This window comes from Slackia piriformis YIT 12062 (assembly GCF_000296445.1).
GTDB lineage: Bacteria > Actinomycetota > Coriobacteriia > Coriobacteriales > Eggerthellaceae > Slackia > Slackia piriformis.
Map to the genome: position 1 here is coordinate 41,265 of NZ_JH815199.1, position 17,477 is coordinate 58,741.

Consider the following 17,477-nt stretch of genomic DNA (forward strand, 5'->3'; position numbering starts at 1 on the left):
TTACCCTGGAGAAGATTGCCGCCGTGTGTAAACCTGAAGACATCCTCGAAAGAAAGCGAGCCCTGCGCCGCGAAGTCATTGCGCGCAGAGACGCCATCCCCGAAAAAGCAAGGCGTACGAAGTCCAAATGCGTCTGCCAGCATATTGCCGAAGAATTCAAGCGCGTCTGCGCTACCAAGGCTCACCCGACTGTCGCTGTGTACGCCGCAATGAACAGCGAGGTCGATCTGGAAGGTTTCATCGAATACGCCTACGAATGCGGCGCACGCGTGGCCTTCCCCTGCATGAGCAAAGCCGAGCAACAAGACGAAGACGAGCAAGGCAGTCAACAGCGGGGCAAACCGGAGCGCAACAAACCGCCTGTACGCCCCTCAATGATTATGCGATCTGTTTCCTGCGAACAGCACCGCGCCCGAGAAGTCCCTTTCATCATAAGTCCCATCAGGGCTTATACAACGAACGACGCGGCCGTAAAAAACTATCCTGCGGTATTTCCTGAAGAGGTGGACTTCGCCGTAATTCCCATGGTTGCATTCGACGATTCGCTGATGAGACTCGGATACGGCGGAGGGAATTACGATTCCTTCCTCTCTAAAACAAGGAGCGATGCCGCAATCATAGGAGCGGCTTTCGACGAGCAGCATGTTGCATCCGTTCCTACCGAAGACCACGATCTAAGACTGCCGAATATCGCCCACGCTTAAAAACAGCGCGCGTTCTCTTGAAGTGGAACCTGAGAACGAGGACGCAAAAGTCGGAGGCATAAAGCATAGAGCTAAAACCCACCTGCCCCATTCGACACGACGTAGGCAGATCGTGCGACAACAAGGCTCGAAGAGCATTCCCCACGAAACAAAAAAAGCCGCCGACGGAAACCCATCGGCGGCTTGCATATACCTGGAGCGGGTGACGGGACTCGAACCCGCGAATGAAAGCTTGGGAAGCTTTTGCCTTACCACTTGGCCACACCCGCATGAAAGCGTTAGATAGTATAGCGCATCGAGACACCTTGTCAGCGGAAAACATCGCCGAGTTCACCTTCGCTTCAAATGAAGCCGCATCGACGCCCCTACGGGACGTCGCACATAGGAAGCCTCTCACCCTTCGAGAAAACGGGCAAACGGCTGAAGTTTATCCGTAAAAAGACAAAGCTCCTAAAAAATATCACCGCATATACAGCAGATGAGTCTATCATGATGCGTCGACAGCCCGTAACGAAAAGGAGACACCGTGCTTTCGGAGCGCATGCTAACTTCCATCGTCAAATCCATGACGAAGAAGCACCTTGCTTTGAACATCACCGACGATTCCACAATGCCAGAAGCAAAGCCAAACCAACGGTACATGCTCTATATGCATGTACCGTTCTGCGAACGACTGTGCCCATACTGCAGCTTCAATCGATACCCATTCAAAAAAGAAGTCGCAGCCCCTTATTTCGAAAACATGCGCAAAGAGATGCTCATGCTCAAAGACCTCGGCTACGACTTCGAAAGTATTTACGTCGGAGGAGGCACGCCTACAATCATGATTGACGAGCTGTGCGAAACCCTCGACCTCGCCCGCGAGAACTTCAACATAAAAGAAGTGTCTTCTGAGACGAACCCCAACCACCTGACCAAGCCGTATCTCGACAAGCTCAAAGGTCGCGTTCAACGCCTTTCGGTCGGCGTCCAGAGCTTCGACAACGACCTCTTGAAGCAGATGGACCGCTACGAGAAATACGGCAGCGGTGAAGAAATCTTCGAGCGCATCGGCGAAGCGTCTTCGTACTTCGATGACTTCAACGTCGACATGATTTTCAACTTCCCCTCGCAGACGGAGGATTCGCTGCTCAACGATATCGAGACCATCAAGGCGTGCGCCTGCGACCAGGTAACTTTCTCGCCGTTGTATGTTTCGTCGGCCACGACGAGGAAAATGTCTTCAACCCTTGGCAAGGTCGATTACAACCGTGAATACACCTTCTACAACATAATCGATGAACAGTTGACGGGCGGGGCCGACCCTCAATTCGACAGAAGAACGCTCTGGACATTCAACAGGCTGGGCAGCAGCGCTAAGCCTTGCGGATGCAGCAACCATGTTGAGGTTGACGAATACGCGGTTTCCTACGAAGAGTATCCGGCCATAGGAAGCGGCAGCATCAGCCACCTTGACGGATGCCTCTACGTCAACAACTTCAGCATCGCAGATTACAACAGCGCCGTTTCAAGCGGATCGATGTCCGTCATGGGAAAAACCAAGCTGGGAAAGCACGACCTGATGCGATACAGGTTCTTGCTACAGCTCTACGATCTCAGGCTCGATAAGAAGCAGTTCGAACGCGATTTTGGCTGTAGCGTAGAACGCGGTCTTCCTGCGGAGACGTCGTACATGCGCCTTAATAAAGCATTCGCCACCGATGACGAAAACGAGCTCACCCTTACCCCCAAAGGCCGCTATCTAACCCTCGTCATGTACCGCCAATTCCTCAGCGGTATGAACAACCTGCGCGACCAGGCACGCGCCGCTCTCACCGGACCAGAGCGTGAGCTCTTGTTCGGCGACGGCACGCCCGAGTAGCCCGTTCGGCGAACGCAATAGCCGACAAGACAAAGGCCCGAGCTTCATCGATGAAGCTCGGGCCTTTTCATGCTTGCTATACAGTGCTGAGAAGCCTTTACTTGGCGGCACCAATGCGGCAGATGGTGGTGCCGCAATCGGGGCATTTACCCTTCGTGATGGGCTTGCCGTTTTTCGTGGTTCCCTCGACGGGATCCTGCATGACCTTCTTTGCCTTGCACTTCACGCAGTATGCCTCAATAGCCATGGTTGCCTCCAAACGTAGTACGAAATGCCGCAGAAACAGCCAGACAAAACGCCACCCCTGCGGGAAATGTCATCATAACGTATTTACCAAATTCAACTTATCCCAAAACCCAACAAACACGGGGTTCATACGTATGAAAAAAGCCGCATCGTTTTTTACCGATGCGGCTTTCGCCTAGATGTTCTTAAGGAGCTCCACGACGACATTCGCGCTTCTATTGAGAGCCTCGGCGTCAATATTCTCCAGAATATCGTCCGCCTCAGCATAATACGCAGGCTTCTTTCCGTCCATGCCAACCAGCGTCATGGCCTGCATGCGATGCTTCTGAGCATAGCTTGCAGGACTCTCGCGCCAATCCACCCTCTCGGCACGGATGTCAACTCCGGATGCCTGAGAGGCCTTTCGTATGAACCTCTTCATACGCGGCGAGCAAGACACCTGCTTGATAGCGCCTTCTCTTTCGAGATAAGACAGGGTTCCCGCGCCAAGCGCCTCGAGGTTCACGATAACAGCGCCACGCATATCGGAAGCATGATCGGCCAAGAATGCCTTGATGCCTCCATTGCCCGCCAAATCGGAACCGAGGGCGACAAACCACACTTCGGTGTTGATGTCCCCCGCCGCGAAGGAATAGATCTCCTGGATATCCTCCTCATGGGGCTGATGCACATCCTCCGAAACGACAGGGTTGCCCGAAGCTTCAGCAGCGGCGTTTGCTGCAGCGAGAGCGGCCGCAAACGCATCCGAGGATACCGCGGGAACACTTTGGCGATGCTCGGAGCCTCGGGAAGCCTCCGCCGTTCCCTCCTCGTCCTGATCATTCTTAGGCAAACGAGCCTTCAAGCTGCCGAACGCTCCACCCTGCCACTCGTCGTCGTCCTCGCGGAAGCTTTCCCAGCTTCCGCGCGCCTTGCCGGCCGAACGAGCGTCAAAGTCCTCGTCTACGCCAAGCCATTCATGGGCGCTCTCTTCTTTCTTTTCCTTCTTGCGACGGAACTTGCCGAAGAACTTCCCAACACGCGACTGAGGCATCTCGACATACCCAGGACCAGCGAACGCACCCGTTTCGGTGAACTCTTCCTCGAACACGGAATCATCCGCATCATCGACATAGATGTCGTCAGGATCGACGTTCTCGAGAAGCTCATCCCCCACAGGCTCCGCCCCGATAGCCCCAATAGCGGCAAACGAACCCGTCACGCTCACGCTGTTGTTCTGAGGCTGAGCCTTCGTCGCGGTCTCTTCCCGGCTGAACGAAGGAGCCCCTTCGATGGAAGGAAGCGTGGTCGAAAGAAGATTCTTGGCAGCCTCTTGCCCGTTCGATTCGGCAACGCTTGCCAAAGGTGCGCGCTGACGAAGATCGTCAAACGAAATAGGCCTCGGCTCGGGAGCCGAAACCGGAGGCAAAACAATGCTCGGAAGATCGACCTTGGGAATCCTCGGTATTACGACCCTGCCTGGAGCCTGGTCGATGGAGGGAATGGAAGGAATGCGGCGCTCGGCCTTGGCGGCGGAAGGTTCGCCCTTCGGTTCAAGACCGCCGACAGCAGGGAGGGCCGCTGTCGCCTCAGAAGCAACCGAGACAGCCTCCTGCGCAACGTTAGGAGCGGAAGGCTCGCTGCTGATTTCCGCAGCCGTCTCCTGAGAAAGAACGCTAGCGCCCTCGGATGCTGCCACAGAGTCGGACATGCGCGAAGAAGCGACTGAGACGACCTGCGCAGCGGAAGCCATAGGCTCGGCCTCGCTCACGCTGACAGCCATATCTTCCATCTCGTCCGCGGTAAGCGTGACGACTGCCCTTTCCTTGCGGGCGCGATCGCGAAGTTCTTGAGAGCGATCCTCCGGCGGATTGTAATACATAACCTGAGGGTTCACCGCTGCGGTATCTTCGGAAATCCGAACGGCTTCGGAGCCGTTATCCAGCCCCTCCGCAACCATGCGCAGCGCGTCAAGGTCAAGATTTCCGGCATCCGAAACGGCAGGCATCGCCGTAGTGCGCGACCCATCCGCCGCAGAGAAGGCAACGCTTTCGTCCCTTTGGCCGACCCCAGCCCCTTCGACGGGGGGCATCGCCGCCGTGCGTCCCGTATTCGAAAAATCAAGCACAGGAAGATCCTGGGGATCCTCGCCCCGTTTTCCATCTTGGGCATCCTGGACCGAAGTTTCTTCTTCCAAGAACGCATCCACCGACATCACGCCCATAGACTGATGGCCGTCATCTCCGAAATCGAACGAATCGGATGGCTCTTCAACGGCCTGCACGGTTGCGTCGGCCTGCAAGGCCCCATCGACGACGGAGCCCTGATGGCCATCTGCGGCGTCGGCGCCTTCATGCGCATCCCCCTCGGCAGAGGAATCCTTCTGAACTGCATCGTTATCGGATTCGGCGGGTGCGGCATTCTCTTCTTCAGAGCCGGCCTCCCCAGAGGGCTCGACAACGTTCTCGGGAAGTTCTTTTCCCTGAATCGCCGGTTGATTTTCACCGTCGAACGTGCGGGACTCTACGAAATCATCGACATAAGGAACAGGGGCAGCCGACCCGAGAATCTCCTCGATTTCACCCACGGGCTCTTCGGGGGCTTCCTCTATTCCAACCACCTGCGGCTCTTCAGGGCGAACCGCATAGCGAGAACGATACGAAGAATCGCTCGCGACAAGATTCTGCGGATAGTTCTTGCGAGCTTTTTCCGTAGCCTTCAAATACCAATCAGGCACGTTGGGCGCAGGCTTCTTGGCAGCTTCTTCGAGCGCTTTAGCCCTTTCCTCTTCGCGAATGCGCTCTTGTTCGAGCTCGTACGCAGCCGCAAGCTCTTCAGCCTCCTTGCGAGCGCGTTCGGCAGCTTCGGCCGCCTGAGCCGCCTCATGAAGCTCCGCGGCCTTGGCGGCAGCGGCAGCGAGGGTATCAACAGGCGCACTCGACAAAGCGCTGCGAGTTTCTTTGCGCGAACGAGATACCTCTTCGTCGGTCGCCGCACCAATCGGGCCCTCCTTCGCCTGGGCCAAATTGTCCGATATATCATGGACACGCTCTGCGCGTCGACCATCGGAGGTTCCGTATTCATAGGAAATGGTCGCCCCATCCGGAACGACTCCTGCGGCATACGCCTCCTCTTCGCCGTGCATAACGCCTTCCCCCGCGGACTCAGACGTCGCTTCCCCATCGCTGATACGACGAGCAACTTCGAGCATGACCGCAATACCGGCTGCGTTCGCATTCGCGCCTTCGTTATATGCCGCCATCTTCTCCATGATAGAAAAAACCGCAGGAACAGCTACGACAACAGCAAGAATCAAGGACAAAGCCATGAGAACCGTGCTGGCAATTCCCTCCCCGTTGAAAAGAACCTGACGCATAAGCAGAATCAGGGGAAGGAGGCACATGGAGCCCATGACCGTGTACTGGAGAGGTTTCTGGAAACCGACCAAAAAGCCAGAGAGATCATGGCGAACCTTGCCGCTATCGTAGTTCGCCACCAGGATGACCTTGCGGCGGCGCGTTCCAGATCCCTCAGAATCGTTCGCCGGCTCGTATTTCGCGACAACGTTCTGACTTACGCCTTTCATGAAAAGCTGAGAGAGCACGGGCTTGTCGAACGATTCTGCAATATATATCGCCGCAGAGAGCACAGCCGCAACGACCGCCGGAATCGCAAGAACAGGAACGAACAGAGCAAGAATCGTCGCCACGATCGTGACGGCGTAACAAATCAACTTAGGCATGAGAGGATTCGCATTGCAGGTGAAATCCTCTATTTCCACCGGCAAATGAGATTCCTTCTGGAAGCGCTCCGTGATATAGAGAGCCGCCTGCTGCTCTTCCTCCGTGCCTGCTGGACGAGGCCCGACCTCCTGGGAGAGGTAGGCGATATGGTCTATAGGTGTGCTCATACTGACCTTCTTAATGTCGATATCAACTCGAATATGGGCATATTCGCAGGACAGTATAACTTATCCGATTGGCTCTCCTAGATATTCCCTAATAAACGCATCCGATTCAGCAGCCCGTTGACGAGCCTCGAAATAGAGAGCTCTCTCCTCTTCAACGTTTTCCTGAAAAGCGTCGAGAATCGGCTGTGCGGGCTTTTCCGGGAGACGCGACGCCAAATCGACGGCCTCGGTATCAGCCCGATTGTACTCCTCATTGAACGATTCCGCCGTTGCCTTGTCTTGCACATAGATAGCCTGGTCGCTTTGCACCGCGAATCCATTCTGCTCTATGCGCTTTGCAATGTATTCCCTCAAAACGGAGAAGTCGGCCTCGGGGTACAGGCCCGACGCTTCGTCAAGCTTCGCCGAAGCCCCCTCGAGAAGCTCTGTGGCCTGCTCGCTTTTCGCCTGCGATTCTCTCGTGTTCTCCACCGTCGTATCAGAAACCAGCGCTGCGGCCTCCTGCATCAAGCCATTCGCTTCCTCTACGACATTCCAGGCCTCTTCGGCCACCGAAACCGCTTCTAGGGCCTCGATGTCTGCCTTCATGAGAACTTCGGCGTGCTGCATCATGGCTCTTCTCGCATCCGCCGATTCGACCACCTTTGCAGCCGCATCCTTGCTTTCTTGGGACGCCATGTCCGCCGTGACTTCCTCGGCAAAGGCAGTGGCCGCCTTAAGATGAAGCTCGGCATCCTCCATCCCCTGCCCGACCGACGCCATTTCGTCACGAGATGCCTCGGTAACTTCTTGGGTCACGATCTCGTCCATCTCGATGACAAGTTCGTCCGCTCTGGATATCTCCGTAAACGCCTTGTCAAGCAAGCCCATGCTTCTCGTATATTCCTGATATTCCCTCGTGACATACAGGCCGCCGATGGCCAATGCGGCAACCGACACAGAAGACACAAGCGTCGCAACGATTGCGCGGCGTATCCTGCGCGCTCTCTTTCTTCTCTTGATTTCGGCATCGGGATCCGCCAGGGCACGCTCGCGCATTCTCTCTTTGCGCGTATTCGCCGATGCGTCTCTCTTCGGAAGCTCCGGAACGAAGGAACGAGGGCGGGTCGTGTCGCCCTTCTCGCCCGAAGAAGCTTTTCCTTCCTCTTTTCGCTTTGCGGCGCGCTTACTTTCCTGCGCAATACGGGAAGCGCCTTGATGGGAAGAATCGGCCGAGCTTGAAGAGGGCCTGTCTATAAAGGAGGCTTTCTTCTCCTTCTTCGGAGAAACCGTAAATATAGACAAGTCTCCCAAGCGGACTTTCTGGTCGGCCTCCCCCAATCTGTCGTCCGCTTGACTCTTCAACCCGTCGAGGACCGACAGGGAGATCTCGTTCGATCTGCCCGCCGTGTTCTTTTTAATATGAAGGCTCGTGGCCATGTCTTTGAAAAGATGGGTGCTTCCCTTTTCCTTGCGCGCCACTTCGCCTCCTTTGCTCTGCCCTCGAACGCATGTTTTCACGACCAAGGCATTTCGCCTCCGTCGCTAAGGGCGAGGTGCTTTTCCTACGCCCTGTTCCCGCGCAATACCTCCACTGCTTCGTCAATGCTGCAAAAACGAATGGTACGTGACGGCAGCGAATTCAAAAATACCTTTCCATACCCTTTCGTCAGAAGCCTCCTATCGGCAAGAACGAGAACACCCTTATCCGTGGACGACCTGATGAGCCTTCCCGCCGCCTGCTTTATTTCTATAACAGCCTGAGGAAGCGTGTAATGAGACCATGCCGACTGATCGCGAAGAGCACGTTCGCACGACAGGGGGTCCGTAGGCTTTGCGAAAGGAAGCTTCGGTATGACAACGCTTTTCAAGGTTGCCCCCGGAGCGTCGAACCCCTCCCAGAAGCTCTTCAGCGCAAAGAGCGAGAGGTGTTCGTCTTTCAGGAAATCGTCGCGAAGGCCCTTGGTCGAAACACCCCATTTCTGGCATACCAACCTCAGCCCGCTCTCTTTCATGACGGGGTCCACCGCGTCGAAGCAGGCTTCCATCTCCCTGCGGTTGGTAAACAAAGTGAGCATGCTTCCTTGCTGCGCCACATGGGCTTGAGCGAGAAGCCTCTGGAGGGATTCGAGATACCCCGGCTGGTTTGGCTCGGGTATGTCGTTTATCACGAGAACCTGCATATTGGCATCGTAATCGTAGCTCGACCCTAAAAGACAGGTGTCGGTCTGGGACGATTCGCTCGAGTTGAGACCCATGGAGCCGATGAAGTTCTTGAAGTCCTTCCCGATGGTTATCGTCGCGCTTGCATAGGCGATACTCTCGGTTTTCTCGTACAGCGTTTCCCTCAACATCTGCCCGACATCGATGATTTGCGCCTGGAGAGCCTCGGAAACTCGCTCGGGCTTTTTCGACAGCTTCGCCGAATACACGAATTTCGGATCGGCCGTCTCCATGATAAGCTCGCTCGACTGGAGCATCTCCTTCGCATCTATGACGATCGTGGCAATGTCACGCTGGCAATCGGCAGCTCCATCCACTCCGTCGAGAAAAGCGACGAGTTCGTTTCCGGAGGTTATCAGCTTCTCGGCGGCTTCGCGGAAATCCTTCGCAAAGCCACGAAGCGTTTGAAACCTTTCGTCGCTGCGAACATCGTCGTTGATCCATAGCTCTATGGTTTCGTAGCTTTTATTGCTCTTGTTGGTATCGCAGCCAACAAGGTCTTTCATATGATGGGCGAATTCGATCGCGCATTCGCCGAACACCTTGCCGCGGGCTCGGGCTTTCTCCGTCAATGCATAGAACAGAGTGCTCGCTTCGGGCTGGGAGCCAGAATCGAGCGGAGCACGGCGTTCGACGCGAACGAACGGATTTCGCCTCGCCTCGTCGGAAGCAAGCCTGTTCGCAAGACGCACCATCTCCGCCGCATCAAGGGTGACGGCAAGGGCGCGACGCGCTTCCGCCTCTGCGCCGTGGGCCTCGTCTATAACCCAGAAACGAATATCGGGAAGCAGGCCCCCATCGGCAGCCACATCGCAGAAGAACAAAGAATGGTTCGTCACCACAATATGCGCCGTTTCGGCTTTCTTCCTCAGACCGTGCACGAAGCAATACGTGCCGTAGTAGGGGCACTTCCTCTTCAGGCAATCCCTCGACGTCGTGGTGAACGCGTATCGAGGCAGCGTTTTGAAATCGAGCTTCAACCCGTCCATATCGTCATATTCCGTCTGTTCAACGAAAGAGAGCAGCGCGGCAATGGAGGGTGCCTGACTCACCTGCTTCCCCATAACCATGACGCTCGAGGCTCCGTCGTTCATCAATTTATCGACCAGTCGAAGACAGGGGTAGTGAGAAAACCCCTTAAGGGCCACATATTCAAGCGCTCCGAAACCCTGCTGCTTCAATCCTTCGTTCAGCAGAGGAAGCTCTTTGTACACGATTTGGTCGAGAAGCGCATTCGTCTTCGTGGCAACGCCCACGGCGGTATTGTTCCTCAATGCGAGAAGAGCGCTCGGGAGAAGGTATGCCATGGACTTTCCCACGCCGGTCCCCGCCTCCACGACAAGGTTCCTTCCCGTCGAAAAAGACCTGAGAACCTGCGATGCCATGACATTCTGCTCAGCCCGCGGTTCGTAGCCTTCGTAAAGCCCGCCCACGATGCCTTGGGAAGAAAACGCCTCTTCCACCTCACATACATCGGGAAACTCCAAAACGCCGTCTTCCCTAAGCCGAGTCGAAGACGCGTCCGTATCGTAAGCGGCAAGAAGCTCGCCTTTCGCCTCGGAACACGAAGGCCCGCCTTCTCGCGAGTCTCGAGCGGCCTTCTTCGCAAAACGCGCAGAACGAAGCCCCCTGATGGTAAGCGGGTAGCTCTTCCTCTGGATTCCGGGGCCCGTCTTCGCCTCCTCGAGCGCGGCCATATGGCTCGCCATGAAGCCGAATACCGCTCCCGTCGGCCATTCTTCGACAGGAGCGAGCTTTGCGATGTATTCAACAAGATCGAGAGGCATAGCCTGGATGGCGGCAAGCAGGATCCTATACACGGCGCATAATGCCTCGACATCGGCATCGGCGCGATGCGTCGAAAGAGGAGCATCGAACGCCTTTACCAGGTCTATAAGCCTGTGCGATTTCAGGCGAGGAAGCGCAATGCGCGCCAGATCGAGCGAATCGACCCAAAGATTCTCAAGAAGAGGATAGCCGGATGGCGTCTTCGTCGCGAAGCCCTTATCGAAAGCGGCGTTATGAGCCACCACGGTCGCATCGCCAATAAACTCGACCAAACGGGCACGCGCCTCGTCAGGAAGAGGGGCATCTGCTACATCTTCGTCGTGAATATCAGTCAAACGAGCCACTTCGTCGGGTATATGCTTCCCTGGATTAACGAACGTTACGAACCACTCGGTCACAACACCGCACTCAAGGCGGGCGGCGGCTATCTGCGTAAGTTCGTCATGATTTTGCGAGAAGCCCGTCGTCTCGGTATCGAGGATGACGACATTGCGATCGAGAGCGCCAAAATCGGAGGTTTCCGCATCGTTTTTCAAAGCTGCATAGCGCTCGACGATATCATCTGGAGTACCCTGGGATACGAAGTCGTATACACTCATGTTCTCATGTCCTCATCTTTCAATCAACCGTAGACAGTAAGCCTACCACGAAAGGAATATCATGGCGCCTCTCAACGCGTCCGACATCTATTTCGGCACGTATGCCACATTTCAGACAAAAGATAAGCGCAGCGGCGCGGCACTCGCAGGCCCCGATAATGCAGTGGGAGACAGGGGATCCATCGAATGGAGGCTCGACGAGCACAAGCATCGCCAAGCTTGGCTCGTGAACCCTTACGGACAGGCCATTGGATTTCTCGACCAGAACATGTCGCACACGCTTGCCGTCCTGCAGGCTAAAGACTGGGAGATAACCTATGTCCTCAGCTTCACTGCCTATAGCGAAGCCCTCGGGGGAAACGCCTATTGGGGACAGGTTGCGATTATGGCCTATTCGCCAAAGCATGCCGAATCGTTTCGCTCGTTTGCGTCATCATTCGCCCGAGAAGCCGCTCGAGGCCTGCGGCCCGACCCTTCTCTAAGCGCTCGGTCAGCTGAAGAAATTGCAAAAGACCCGTCAAGCTGGAAGCCTTCGAACAAGGTGAAAATACCCGACAACGAAGTATCGAGCGTGATACTGAAAGATCATAGGAGCGTCCACGACAAAGTGCTCGATCTTGGAAGAAGCAAGAATATCGGATGCTACATCATAAGCTGGGCATTCATCCTGGGCGTTGGTGCATGTATTCTATGGTTTCTGCATTGCATGGGCATCTTTTAGCGCTAAAAAAGGCGCGGTTTGAACCGCGCCTTGGAACCAAGCCTCTGCCAACCCCTTAAGAAAGAGCAAGCTCGATGAGCTTTTCACAAACCCGGGGGAAATCCATGCCGACAACACGAGCGGCATCGGGAATCAAAGAGGTCTTCGTCATACCCGGCAAGGTATTCGTCTCGAGAATCCAGCAATCCCCTTCTTTATCCAGCATTATGTCGGTTCGGGAAATACCACGACATCCAAGAACCGCATGGGCCGCAATTGCCATGTCCTGAACCTTCTGCGTAGTGTCTTCGTCAAGCGGAGCAGGACACAAGTGGGTGCTTCCGCCAGCAGCATACTTCGCATGGTAGTTGTAGAACTCATCGTCGTTCGGGACAATTTGGATGACGGGAAGAGCTTCGTAGCTATCGTTGCCCACGACGCCAACCGTAAGCTCGATGCCTTCTATGAATTGTTCCACCATTGCCTCGTCGTCCACCTGGAATGCGACGTCAAGTGCCGGCTGAATCTGGGATGCATCGCGAACGATGGTCATGCCCAAGGAGCTTCCCTCCGTCGTGGGCTTCACAACGCATGGGATTCCACACGTCTCCTCGATTTCCTTCAAATCCTCCGAATCAAGAACGTCGTTTCGGCCGACGACAACAGACGCGGCTACACGCAAGCCCGCATCTTCGTAACATTCCTTCGACTTCGCCTTATTGACGGCAATGGCGCTCGAGAGTATGCCCGAACCCGTGTAAGGAATTCCAAGCGTCTCGAGAAATCCCTGCAGCGTTCCGTCCTCCCCTCCTTTGCCGTGAAGGGCCAAGAACGCAACGTCGAACTCCTCTTCAACAAGCTTCTTCAAATCATCGCGAGACGCAGGATCGATCATCGTGACGGAAAAGCCCAACTCCTTCAGAGCCTCCCCACAGCATGCGCCCGAATTAAGAGAGACCTCTCGCTCGCCGCTGGTTCCTCCATACAAAACCGCAACCGAGTAGTCTTTCGGATTCCCAGAATATGCCATGTCATTCCTTACTGTAACAAACCTACAAATCTCAGCCCGTTCTAAAAGCTTCGCCTCTAGGAAGCCATAATATATACCAACGATGTACGCTCGTTGGGCTTCGTTGACAGAACGCATCGAAGCAGTATCATTTATTTTGCTTTAACAGCGCAAACTCATCATAGGTAAAGAGGTCTTCATGAAAATCTATCGTTGCAAAGTATGCGGTTACCTCCACGTCGGCTCCGCCCCCGAGGAATGCTCCATGTGCCATGCAGGCCAGGCGGCATTTTCCGAGTACCAGCCCGCTGATGTAACCGGCACCAAGACCGCCGAGAATCTTGCAGCCGCTTTCGCAGGCGAGTCTCAGGCAAACCGCAAGTACACCCTCTGGAAGCACATCGCTGAAGAGGCCGGCGAAACCGAAGCTGCTGCCGCCTTCGACCGCCCCATGGCGGAAGAAACCGCCCACGCACTTGCTGAGGCTGTCTACCTCGGCATGTTCGGTGGCGTCAAGGAGAACCTCGAGAGCGCTGCTGCAGGCGAGCAGTACGAAGAGGAGAGCATGTATCCCGAATTCGCCAAGACCGCTCGCGAAGAAGGCTTCGAGGACATCGCTCACTTCTTTGAGATGACCGCCAAGTTCGAGGGCGCTCACAAGGCTGGCTACAAGAAAGCCGCAGAGGCTCTGTAGTCCCCCTTTCCTACCATGGAAGCTAAAGACGACCCGAATTTATTCCGGGTCGTCTTCTTTTTTGCCGAATACGCGGATTGTAATTCCTACTTCGCGTTCTTTAACTGCCCGCAAGCGCCCGCTATATCGGCACCTCTTGACTGACGAATCGTCGCTTCAATCCCTTTGCTCGTAAGTTCCTTCAGGAACAGAGCAGAAGCATCCGATGCACTCGGAGCGTATCCCGTACCCTCAACTCCATTAACGGGAATCAAGTTCACATGACATAGCGTACCTCTGCAAAAATGAACGAGAGCCTTGAGATGCTCCGCGTCATCGTTCACGCCGTTGATCATGACATATTCGTACGTCACGCGCCTTCCCGATTCCTCCTGGTATCTCTGCACCGCCCTCTTAAGCGCAGGGAGCTTCTGATTCATCAGGGCAGGCATGATATCGTCTCGGGTTTCCTGAATGGCGGAATGCAGCGATATAGCCAACGTGAACTGTTCCGGCTCTCTTGCGAACTGATCTATACCCTGCAAAAGACCGCACGTGGAAATGGTGATACGGCGAGCTCCGATATTCAATCCGTCGGGAGAGTTCAGGAATCGCAAAGCAGCAAGCACGTTGTCGTAATTGAGGAGAGGCTCCCCCTGACCCATGCCAACCACGTTGGATACTCGTTCGCCGAAATCTTCCTGAACAAGCATCACCTGGTCGACCATTTCCCCGGGAAGAAGGTTCCTCGTGAAACCCTCTTTCCCCGTTGCGCAAAACGTGCAGCCCATAGGGCATCCGACTTGCGTAGAAAAGCAAACGGTAAGGCGATCCTTCGAGGGTATGCCCACCATTTCCGTTTCGGCGCCATCATGGAATCGAATGATGTATTTTCTTGTGCCGTCCGAAGAGACCCGTTTATCGGATATCACCGGCGGATGCAGCGGGGCTTCCTTTTCCAGCACCTCCTTGAGACTTGCGGGTATGTTGCTCATCTCGTCGTACGACGAAGCACCTTTCTGATACAGCCATTGCACGATTTGCTTCGCTCTGAACTGAGGCTGACCTAATCTAGCAAGAAGCTTTTTAATGCCTTCGTAGGAATACGATTTGATTTCTTCCCCCATTGGCGATAACCCTTCCTATCTCATCACATATGTTCGATTCGTTGCAAAAGGCCTCGCTCCTTCATGACGAGCGAGGCCTCTATCTTCGAGCTGGCAGGCGGACTGCGCTCTTATTGCTCAGATCCGTTCATGATTTCGAAAAGACGCTGGAGATCGTCTTCGTCCTTGAATTCGATTTCTATCTTGTTCTTTCCGTTCACAGATCTAATCTTCACCTTCGTATGAAGTTTCTCCCCAAGAGAACGCGCGGTTGTCTTGTACGCTTTGGGCGCCGGAGGCTTCGGCGGCTTTGTGGCGGCGTTTTCCCTCCCCACCATAAGACGGGCGATGGATTCGGCCTCTCGTACCGAAATCTTCTCGTTCTTCAGTTTTTCGGTCAGCTTCAAGCGATTGGCCGGCGTCTGTACCGAAAGAATAGCGCGAGCATGACCTGCCGTGATTTTCTCCTCGAAAAGGAGCTGCTGGGCCTCTTCCGGAAGGTCGAGCAGACGCAGAGCATTCGCAATAGTCGAACGCCCCTTCGAAACCGCCGATGCAACCTCTGACTGGGTGCGGCCGCTGCGCTCCATCATCCTTTTGTAGCTATACGCTTCTTCGATGGGGTTCAAATCACTACGCTGAAGGTTCTCGATAAGAGCCAGCTCCAGGACCTTCAAGTCATCCGCTTCTTTTATCCTGACAGGAACCTTTTTCAACCCTACGAGCTTGCACGCTTGCCAACGGCGCTCACCCGCAATGATCTCATAGCCATCCTCGGCTTCTCGCACGAGAATAGGCTGCAACAGCCCATCTTTCTCGATCGAAGCAGAAAGCTCCTCGAGTTCGTCTTGGTTGAAATGCATCCGAGGCTGGGTTGGGTTGGGGTGAATCTTGTCGATGTCCACTTCGTCGGTCGCTCGTACATGGCCGGTCTCTTCGGCAGACGAGGTAGATACCGCCGATACGCGAGCCTCCATTCGCTCCGCAAAGGACGGAGACGAAGATGCGGAGGTTTCCGCGGAATACCGAGCTGCCGCTTCGGGATTGGCTATGCGTTCTACGACCCCCTTGATTGTGACGCCGTCGTCTTCCTCGATAAGTTCCTTCTTCGCTATGACGTCCTTGACCGCTATTTTCACACCGAGAGGATCGCTTGCTTTCGTTGGCGCAGAAAATTTCCTCTTTTCCCGGTCTATAACAGCCCGATCCTCTTGCGTGAGGTTCTCCTCCCTGATCACCTCTCGCTCGACGCTGCGGCGAGGGAGCTCCTCGACCGCTTTCTTCACCTCGGGAGCAGCTTCGGAGGAAAGATTCTCCAACTGCTCGCTCTTCTTGCGAGAAGAAGCTTCGGCCGGCGCCTCATAGCCGCCCATCAAAGAGTTGAGACCGCGACCGAGACCGCTTCGAGTGTTCTTAGCCACGCTGTATCACTTCCTTAGCAAGGGTTCTGTAGGCCTCGGCGCCCTTCCCTGTCGTGTCGTATTCCGTTATAGGAAGCCCAAAACTAGGAGCTTCGGAAACCTTGACCGAACGAGGAATGACAACGTCGAATACTATCTTGTCGAAAAAGCCTCGCACCTCGTTCGCAACCTGTTTCGACAGGGTCGTACGTCCGTCATACATCGTCAAAAGAACACCGAATATATCCAGACTAGGATTAAGGTAAGTCTTAACCCTCTTCATAGAATCAAGAAGCTTCGTAACACCCTCGAGAGCGTAGAACTCACATTGGATGGGGATGAGCAGCTTATCGGCAGCAACAAGGGCATTGACCGTCAGGAGACCCAGTGACGGCGGGCAATCGATGAACACGTAATCATACTTGCCGCGAATCGCGCCGATGGCCTCTTTGAGGCGATTTTCTCGAGCCATCTCGGAGACAAGCTCTACTTCCGCTCCCGCAAGATTAATTGTCGCAGGAGCTACGTCGAGCCCCTCGCAGACGTCGGGGATGATAACGTCGGTCAAGGCGGCTTCCCCAAGAAGGACGTCGTATACGCACTGTTCGAGCTTGTTCTTCTCTATGCCCAAACCGCTCGAAGTATTCCCCTGCGGATCGAGGTCTATAAGAAGAACCTGCTTACCCAGCTCTCCCAAAGCGGCACCCAGATTGATCGTCGTCGTCGATTTCCCAACGCCGCCCTTTTGATTCAGAATGGCAATGACCTTCGTAGCCCCTACAACGTGCTTGACAGGCTTCTTGTCGGCATACGTTTTGAGAGGCGTGGCAACAAATACCGGGTCGCTCTGACGAGGTTCGGGAGATACGTCGGACGATGTTTCACGTGAAACATCGTCTACTTCGCGCTCTATTACCTCGACTTTTTCAGGGTCTATAAAACGCTCCTCCATTCGATTCTCGGAAGATGGCGTCAATTGGGCTTCATGATGATTGACCTGACGCTTAAAACCATCAAATAGTCCCACAAGATCCTCCTCAACGACAACGGCACAGGCTCGCCCTACCGATATATATACGCATCTGTAATAGCGGGGTGTTTCACGTGAAACACTCTAATCACCATGAAAAGCCGAGCGGCTAATCTCGTTATTATAGCGTGCTGCAAGCCGACGCATTGCAATAAGCATCTGTATGCGTATTTTCTTTACGCGAGACACGCGAACGAAATCGAACCGGCGGCGACAACATCTCAACGTTGGCACCAGGCTCGCGCCCGTGTTCGCCCTTTTGCCAAAAAT

General features: G+C 54.8%; 12 protein-coding genes and 1 tRNA gene. 4 read left to right on the forward strand and 9 right to left on the reverse strand.

The window, feature by feature from the left end; translation table 11 throughout:
- Window positions 1-23: 23 nt before the first annotated feature.
- A complete protein-coding gene (locus tag HMPREF9451_RS09535; RefSeq protein WP_009139801.1) occupies window positions 24-704 on the forward strand; it encodes a 5-formyltetrahydrofolate cyclo-ligase in 681 nt (226 codons plus the stop codon).
- A 194-nt stretch (window positions 705-898) separates the two neighbouring features.
- On the opposite strand, the gene HMPREF9451_RS08045 is transcribed toward HMPREF9451_RS09535, so the two are convergent.
- Window positions 899-973: transfer RNA gene (locus HMPREF9451_RS08045), tRNA-Gly, on the reverse strand.
- A gap of 257 nt (window positions 974-1,230) precedes the next feature.
- On the opposite strand from HMPREF9451_RS08045, the gene HMPREF9451_RS08050 reads away from it, so the two are divergent.
- A complete protein-coding gene (locus HMPREF9451_RS08050; protein WP_009139802.1) occupies window positions 1,231-2,565 on the forward strand; it encodes a coproporphyrinogen III oxidase family protein in 1,335 nt (444 codons plus the stop codon).
- Between the two features lie 97 nt (window positions 2,566-2,662).
- Here the strand turns inward: HMPREF9451_RS08050 and HMPREF9451_RS09990 are convergent, their stop codons facing one another.
- The 4 genes from HMPREF9451_RS09990 to HMPREF9451_RS08075 form a co-directional block, all read right to left on the reverse strand.
- Window positions 2,663-2,812, reverse strand: coding sequence for a DUF5679 domain-containing protein (locus HMPREF9451_RS09990; protein WP_009139803.1), 150 nt, complete (start codon window positions 2,810-2,812; stop codon window positions 2,663-2,665).
- A 174-nt stretch (window positions 2,813-2,986) separates the two neighbouring features.
- A complete protein-coding gene (locus HMPREF9451_RS09540) occupies window positions 2,987-6,700 on the reverse strand; it encodes a hypothetical protein (RefSeq protein WP_009139804.1) in 3,714 nt (1,237 codons plus the stop codon).
- A gap of 60 nt (window positions 6,701-6,760) precedes the next feature.
- Window positions 6,761-8,161 (reverse strand): hypothetical protein, encoded by a 1,401-nt coding sequence (locus tag HMPREF9451_RS08070; RefSeq protein WP_009139805.1) that lies wholly within the window; start codon window positions 8,159-8,161, stop codon window positions 6,761-6,763.
- 83 nt (window positions 8,162-8,244) lie between these two features.
- Entirely contained in the window at window positions 8,245-11,289 is a 3,045-nt protein-coding gene (locus tag HMPREF9451_RS08075; protein WP_009139806.1) for a helicase C-terminal domain-containing protein, read from the reverse strand.
- A gap of 61 nt (window positions 11,290-11,350) precedes the next feature.
- Here HMPREF9451_RS08075 and HMPREF9451_RS08080 point away from each other — a divergent pair, with 61 nt between their 5' ends.
- On the forward strand, window positions 11,351-12,010 hold the full coding sequence (locus HMPREF9451_RS08080; RefSeq protein WP_009139807.1) for a hypothetical protein: 660 nt from the start codon (window positions 11,351-11,353) through the stop codon (window positions 12,008-12,010).
- Between the two features lie 55 nt (window positions 12,011-12,065).
- On the opposite strand, the gene HMPREF9451_RS08085 is transcribed toward HMPREF9451_RS08080, so the two are convergent.
- On the reverse strand, window positions 12,066-13,019 hold the full coding sequence (locus tag HMPREF9451_RS08085; RefSeq protein ID WP_009139808.1) for a D-alanine--D-alanine ligase family protein: 954 nt from the start codon (window positions 13,017-13,019) through the stop codon (window positions 12,066-12,068).
- Between the two features lie 178 nt (window positions 13,020-13,197).
- On the opposite strand from HMPREF9451_RS08085, the gene HMPREF9451_RS08090 reads away from it, so the two are divergent.
- Window positions 13,198-13,692 (forward strand): ferritin family protein, encoded by a 495-nt coding sequence (locus HMPREF9451_RS08090; protein ID WP_009139809.1) that lies wholly within the window; start codon window positions 13,198-13,200, stop codon window positions 13,690-13,692.
- A gap of 86 nt (window positions 13,693-13,778) precedes the next feature.
- On the opposite strand, the gene rlmN is transcribed toward HMPREF9451_RS08090, so the two are convergent.
- From rlmN to HMPREF9451_RS08105, 3 genes are all read right to left on the reverse strand, one after another.
- Window positions 13,779-14,798, reverse strand: coding sequence for a dual-specificity RNA methyltransferase RlmN (gene rlmN, locus HMPREF9451_RS08095; RefSeq protein ID WP_009139810.1), 1,020 nt, complete (start codon window positions 14,796-14,798; stop codon window positions 13,779-13,781).
- A gap of 110 nt (window positions 14,799-14,908) precedes the next feature.
- Window positions 14,909-16,198 carry a ParB/RepB/Spo0J family partition protein gene (locus HMPREF9451_RS08100; protein WP_009139811.1) on the reverse strand — a complete coding sequence of 430 codons (1,290 nt, stop codon included), beginning with the start codon at window positions 16,196-16,198 and terminating at the stop codon, window positions 14,909-14,911.
- On the reverse strand, window positions 16,191-17,204 hold the full coding sequence (locus HMPREF9451_RS08105; RefSeq protein WP_009139812.1) for a ParA family protein: 1,014 nt from the start codon (window positions 17,202-17,204) through the stop codon (window positions 16,191-16,193). Before HMPREF9451_RS08105 ends, HMPREF9451_RS08100 begins: the two co-directional genes overlap by 8 nt.
- Window positions 17,205-17,477 lie beyond the last annotated feature (273 nt).

Excerpts from the sequence above, each read along its gene's own strand:
- HMPREF9451_RS09990 (WP_009139803.1), bottom strand. The coding sequence starts at position 2,812 with ATGGCTATTGAGGCATACTGCGTGAAGTGCAAGGCAAAGAAGGTCATG.
- HMPREF9451_RS09540 (WP_009139804.1), bottom strand. The coding sequence starts at position 6,700 with ATGAGCACACCTATAGACCATATCGCCTACCTCTCCCAGGAGGTCGGG.
- HMPREF9451_RS08075 (WP_009139806.1), bottom strand. The coding sequence starts at position 11,289 with ATGAGTGTATACGACTTCGTATCCCAGGGTACTCCAGATGATATCGTC.
- HMPREF9451_RS08080 (WP_009139807.1), top strand. The coding sequence starts at position 11,351 with ATGGCGCCTCTCAACGCGTCCGACATCTATTTCGGCACGTATGCCACA.
- HMPREF9451_RS08085 (WP_009139808.1), bottom strand. The coding sequence starts at position 13,019 with ATGGCATATTCTGGGAATCCGAAAGACTACTCGGTTGCGGTTTTGTAT.
- HMPREF9451_RS08090 (WP_009139809.1), top strand. The coding sequence starts at position 13,198 with ATGAAAATCTATCGTTGCAAAGTATGCGGTTACCTCCACGTCGGCTCC.
- rlmN (WP_009139810.1), bottom strand. The coding sequence starts at position 14,798 with ATGGGGGAAGAAATCAAATCGTATTCCTACGAAGGCATTAAAAAGCTT.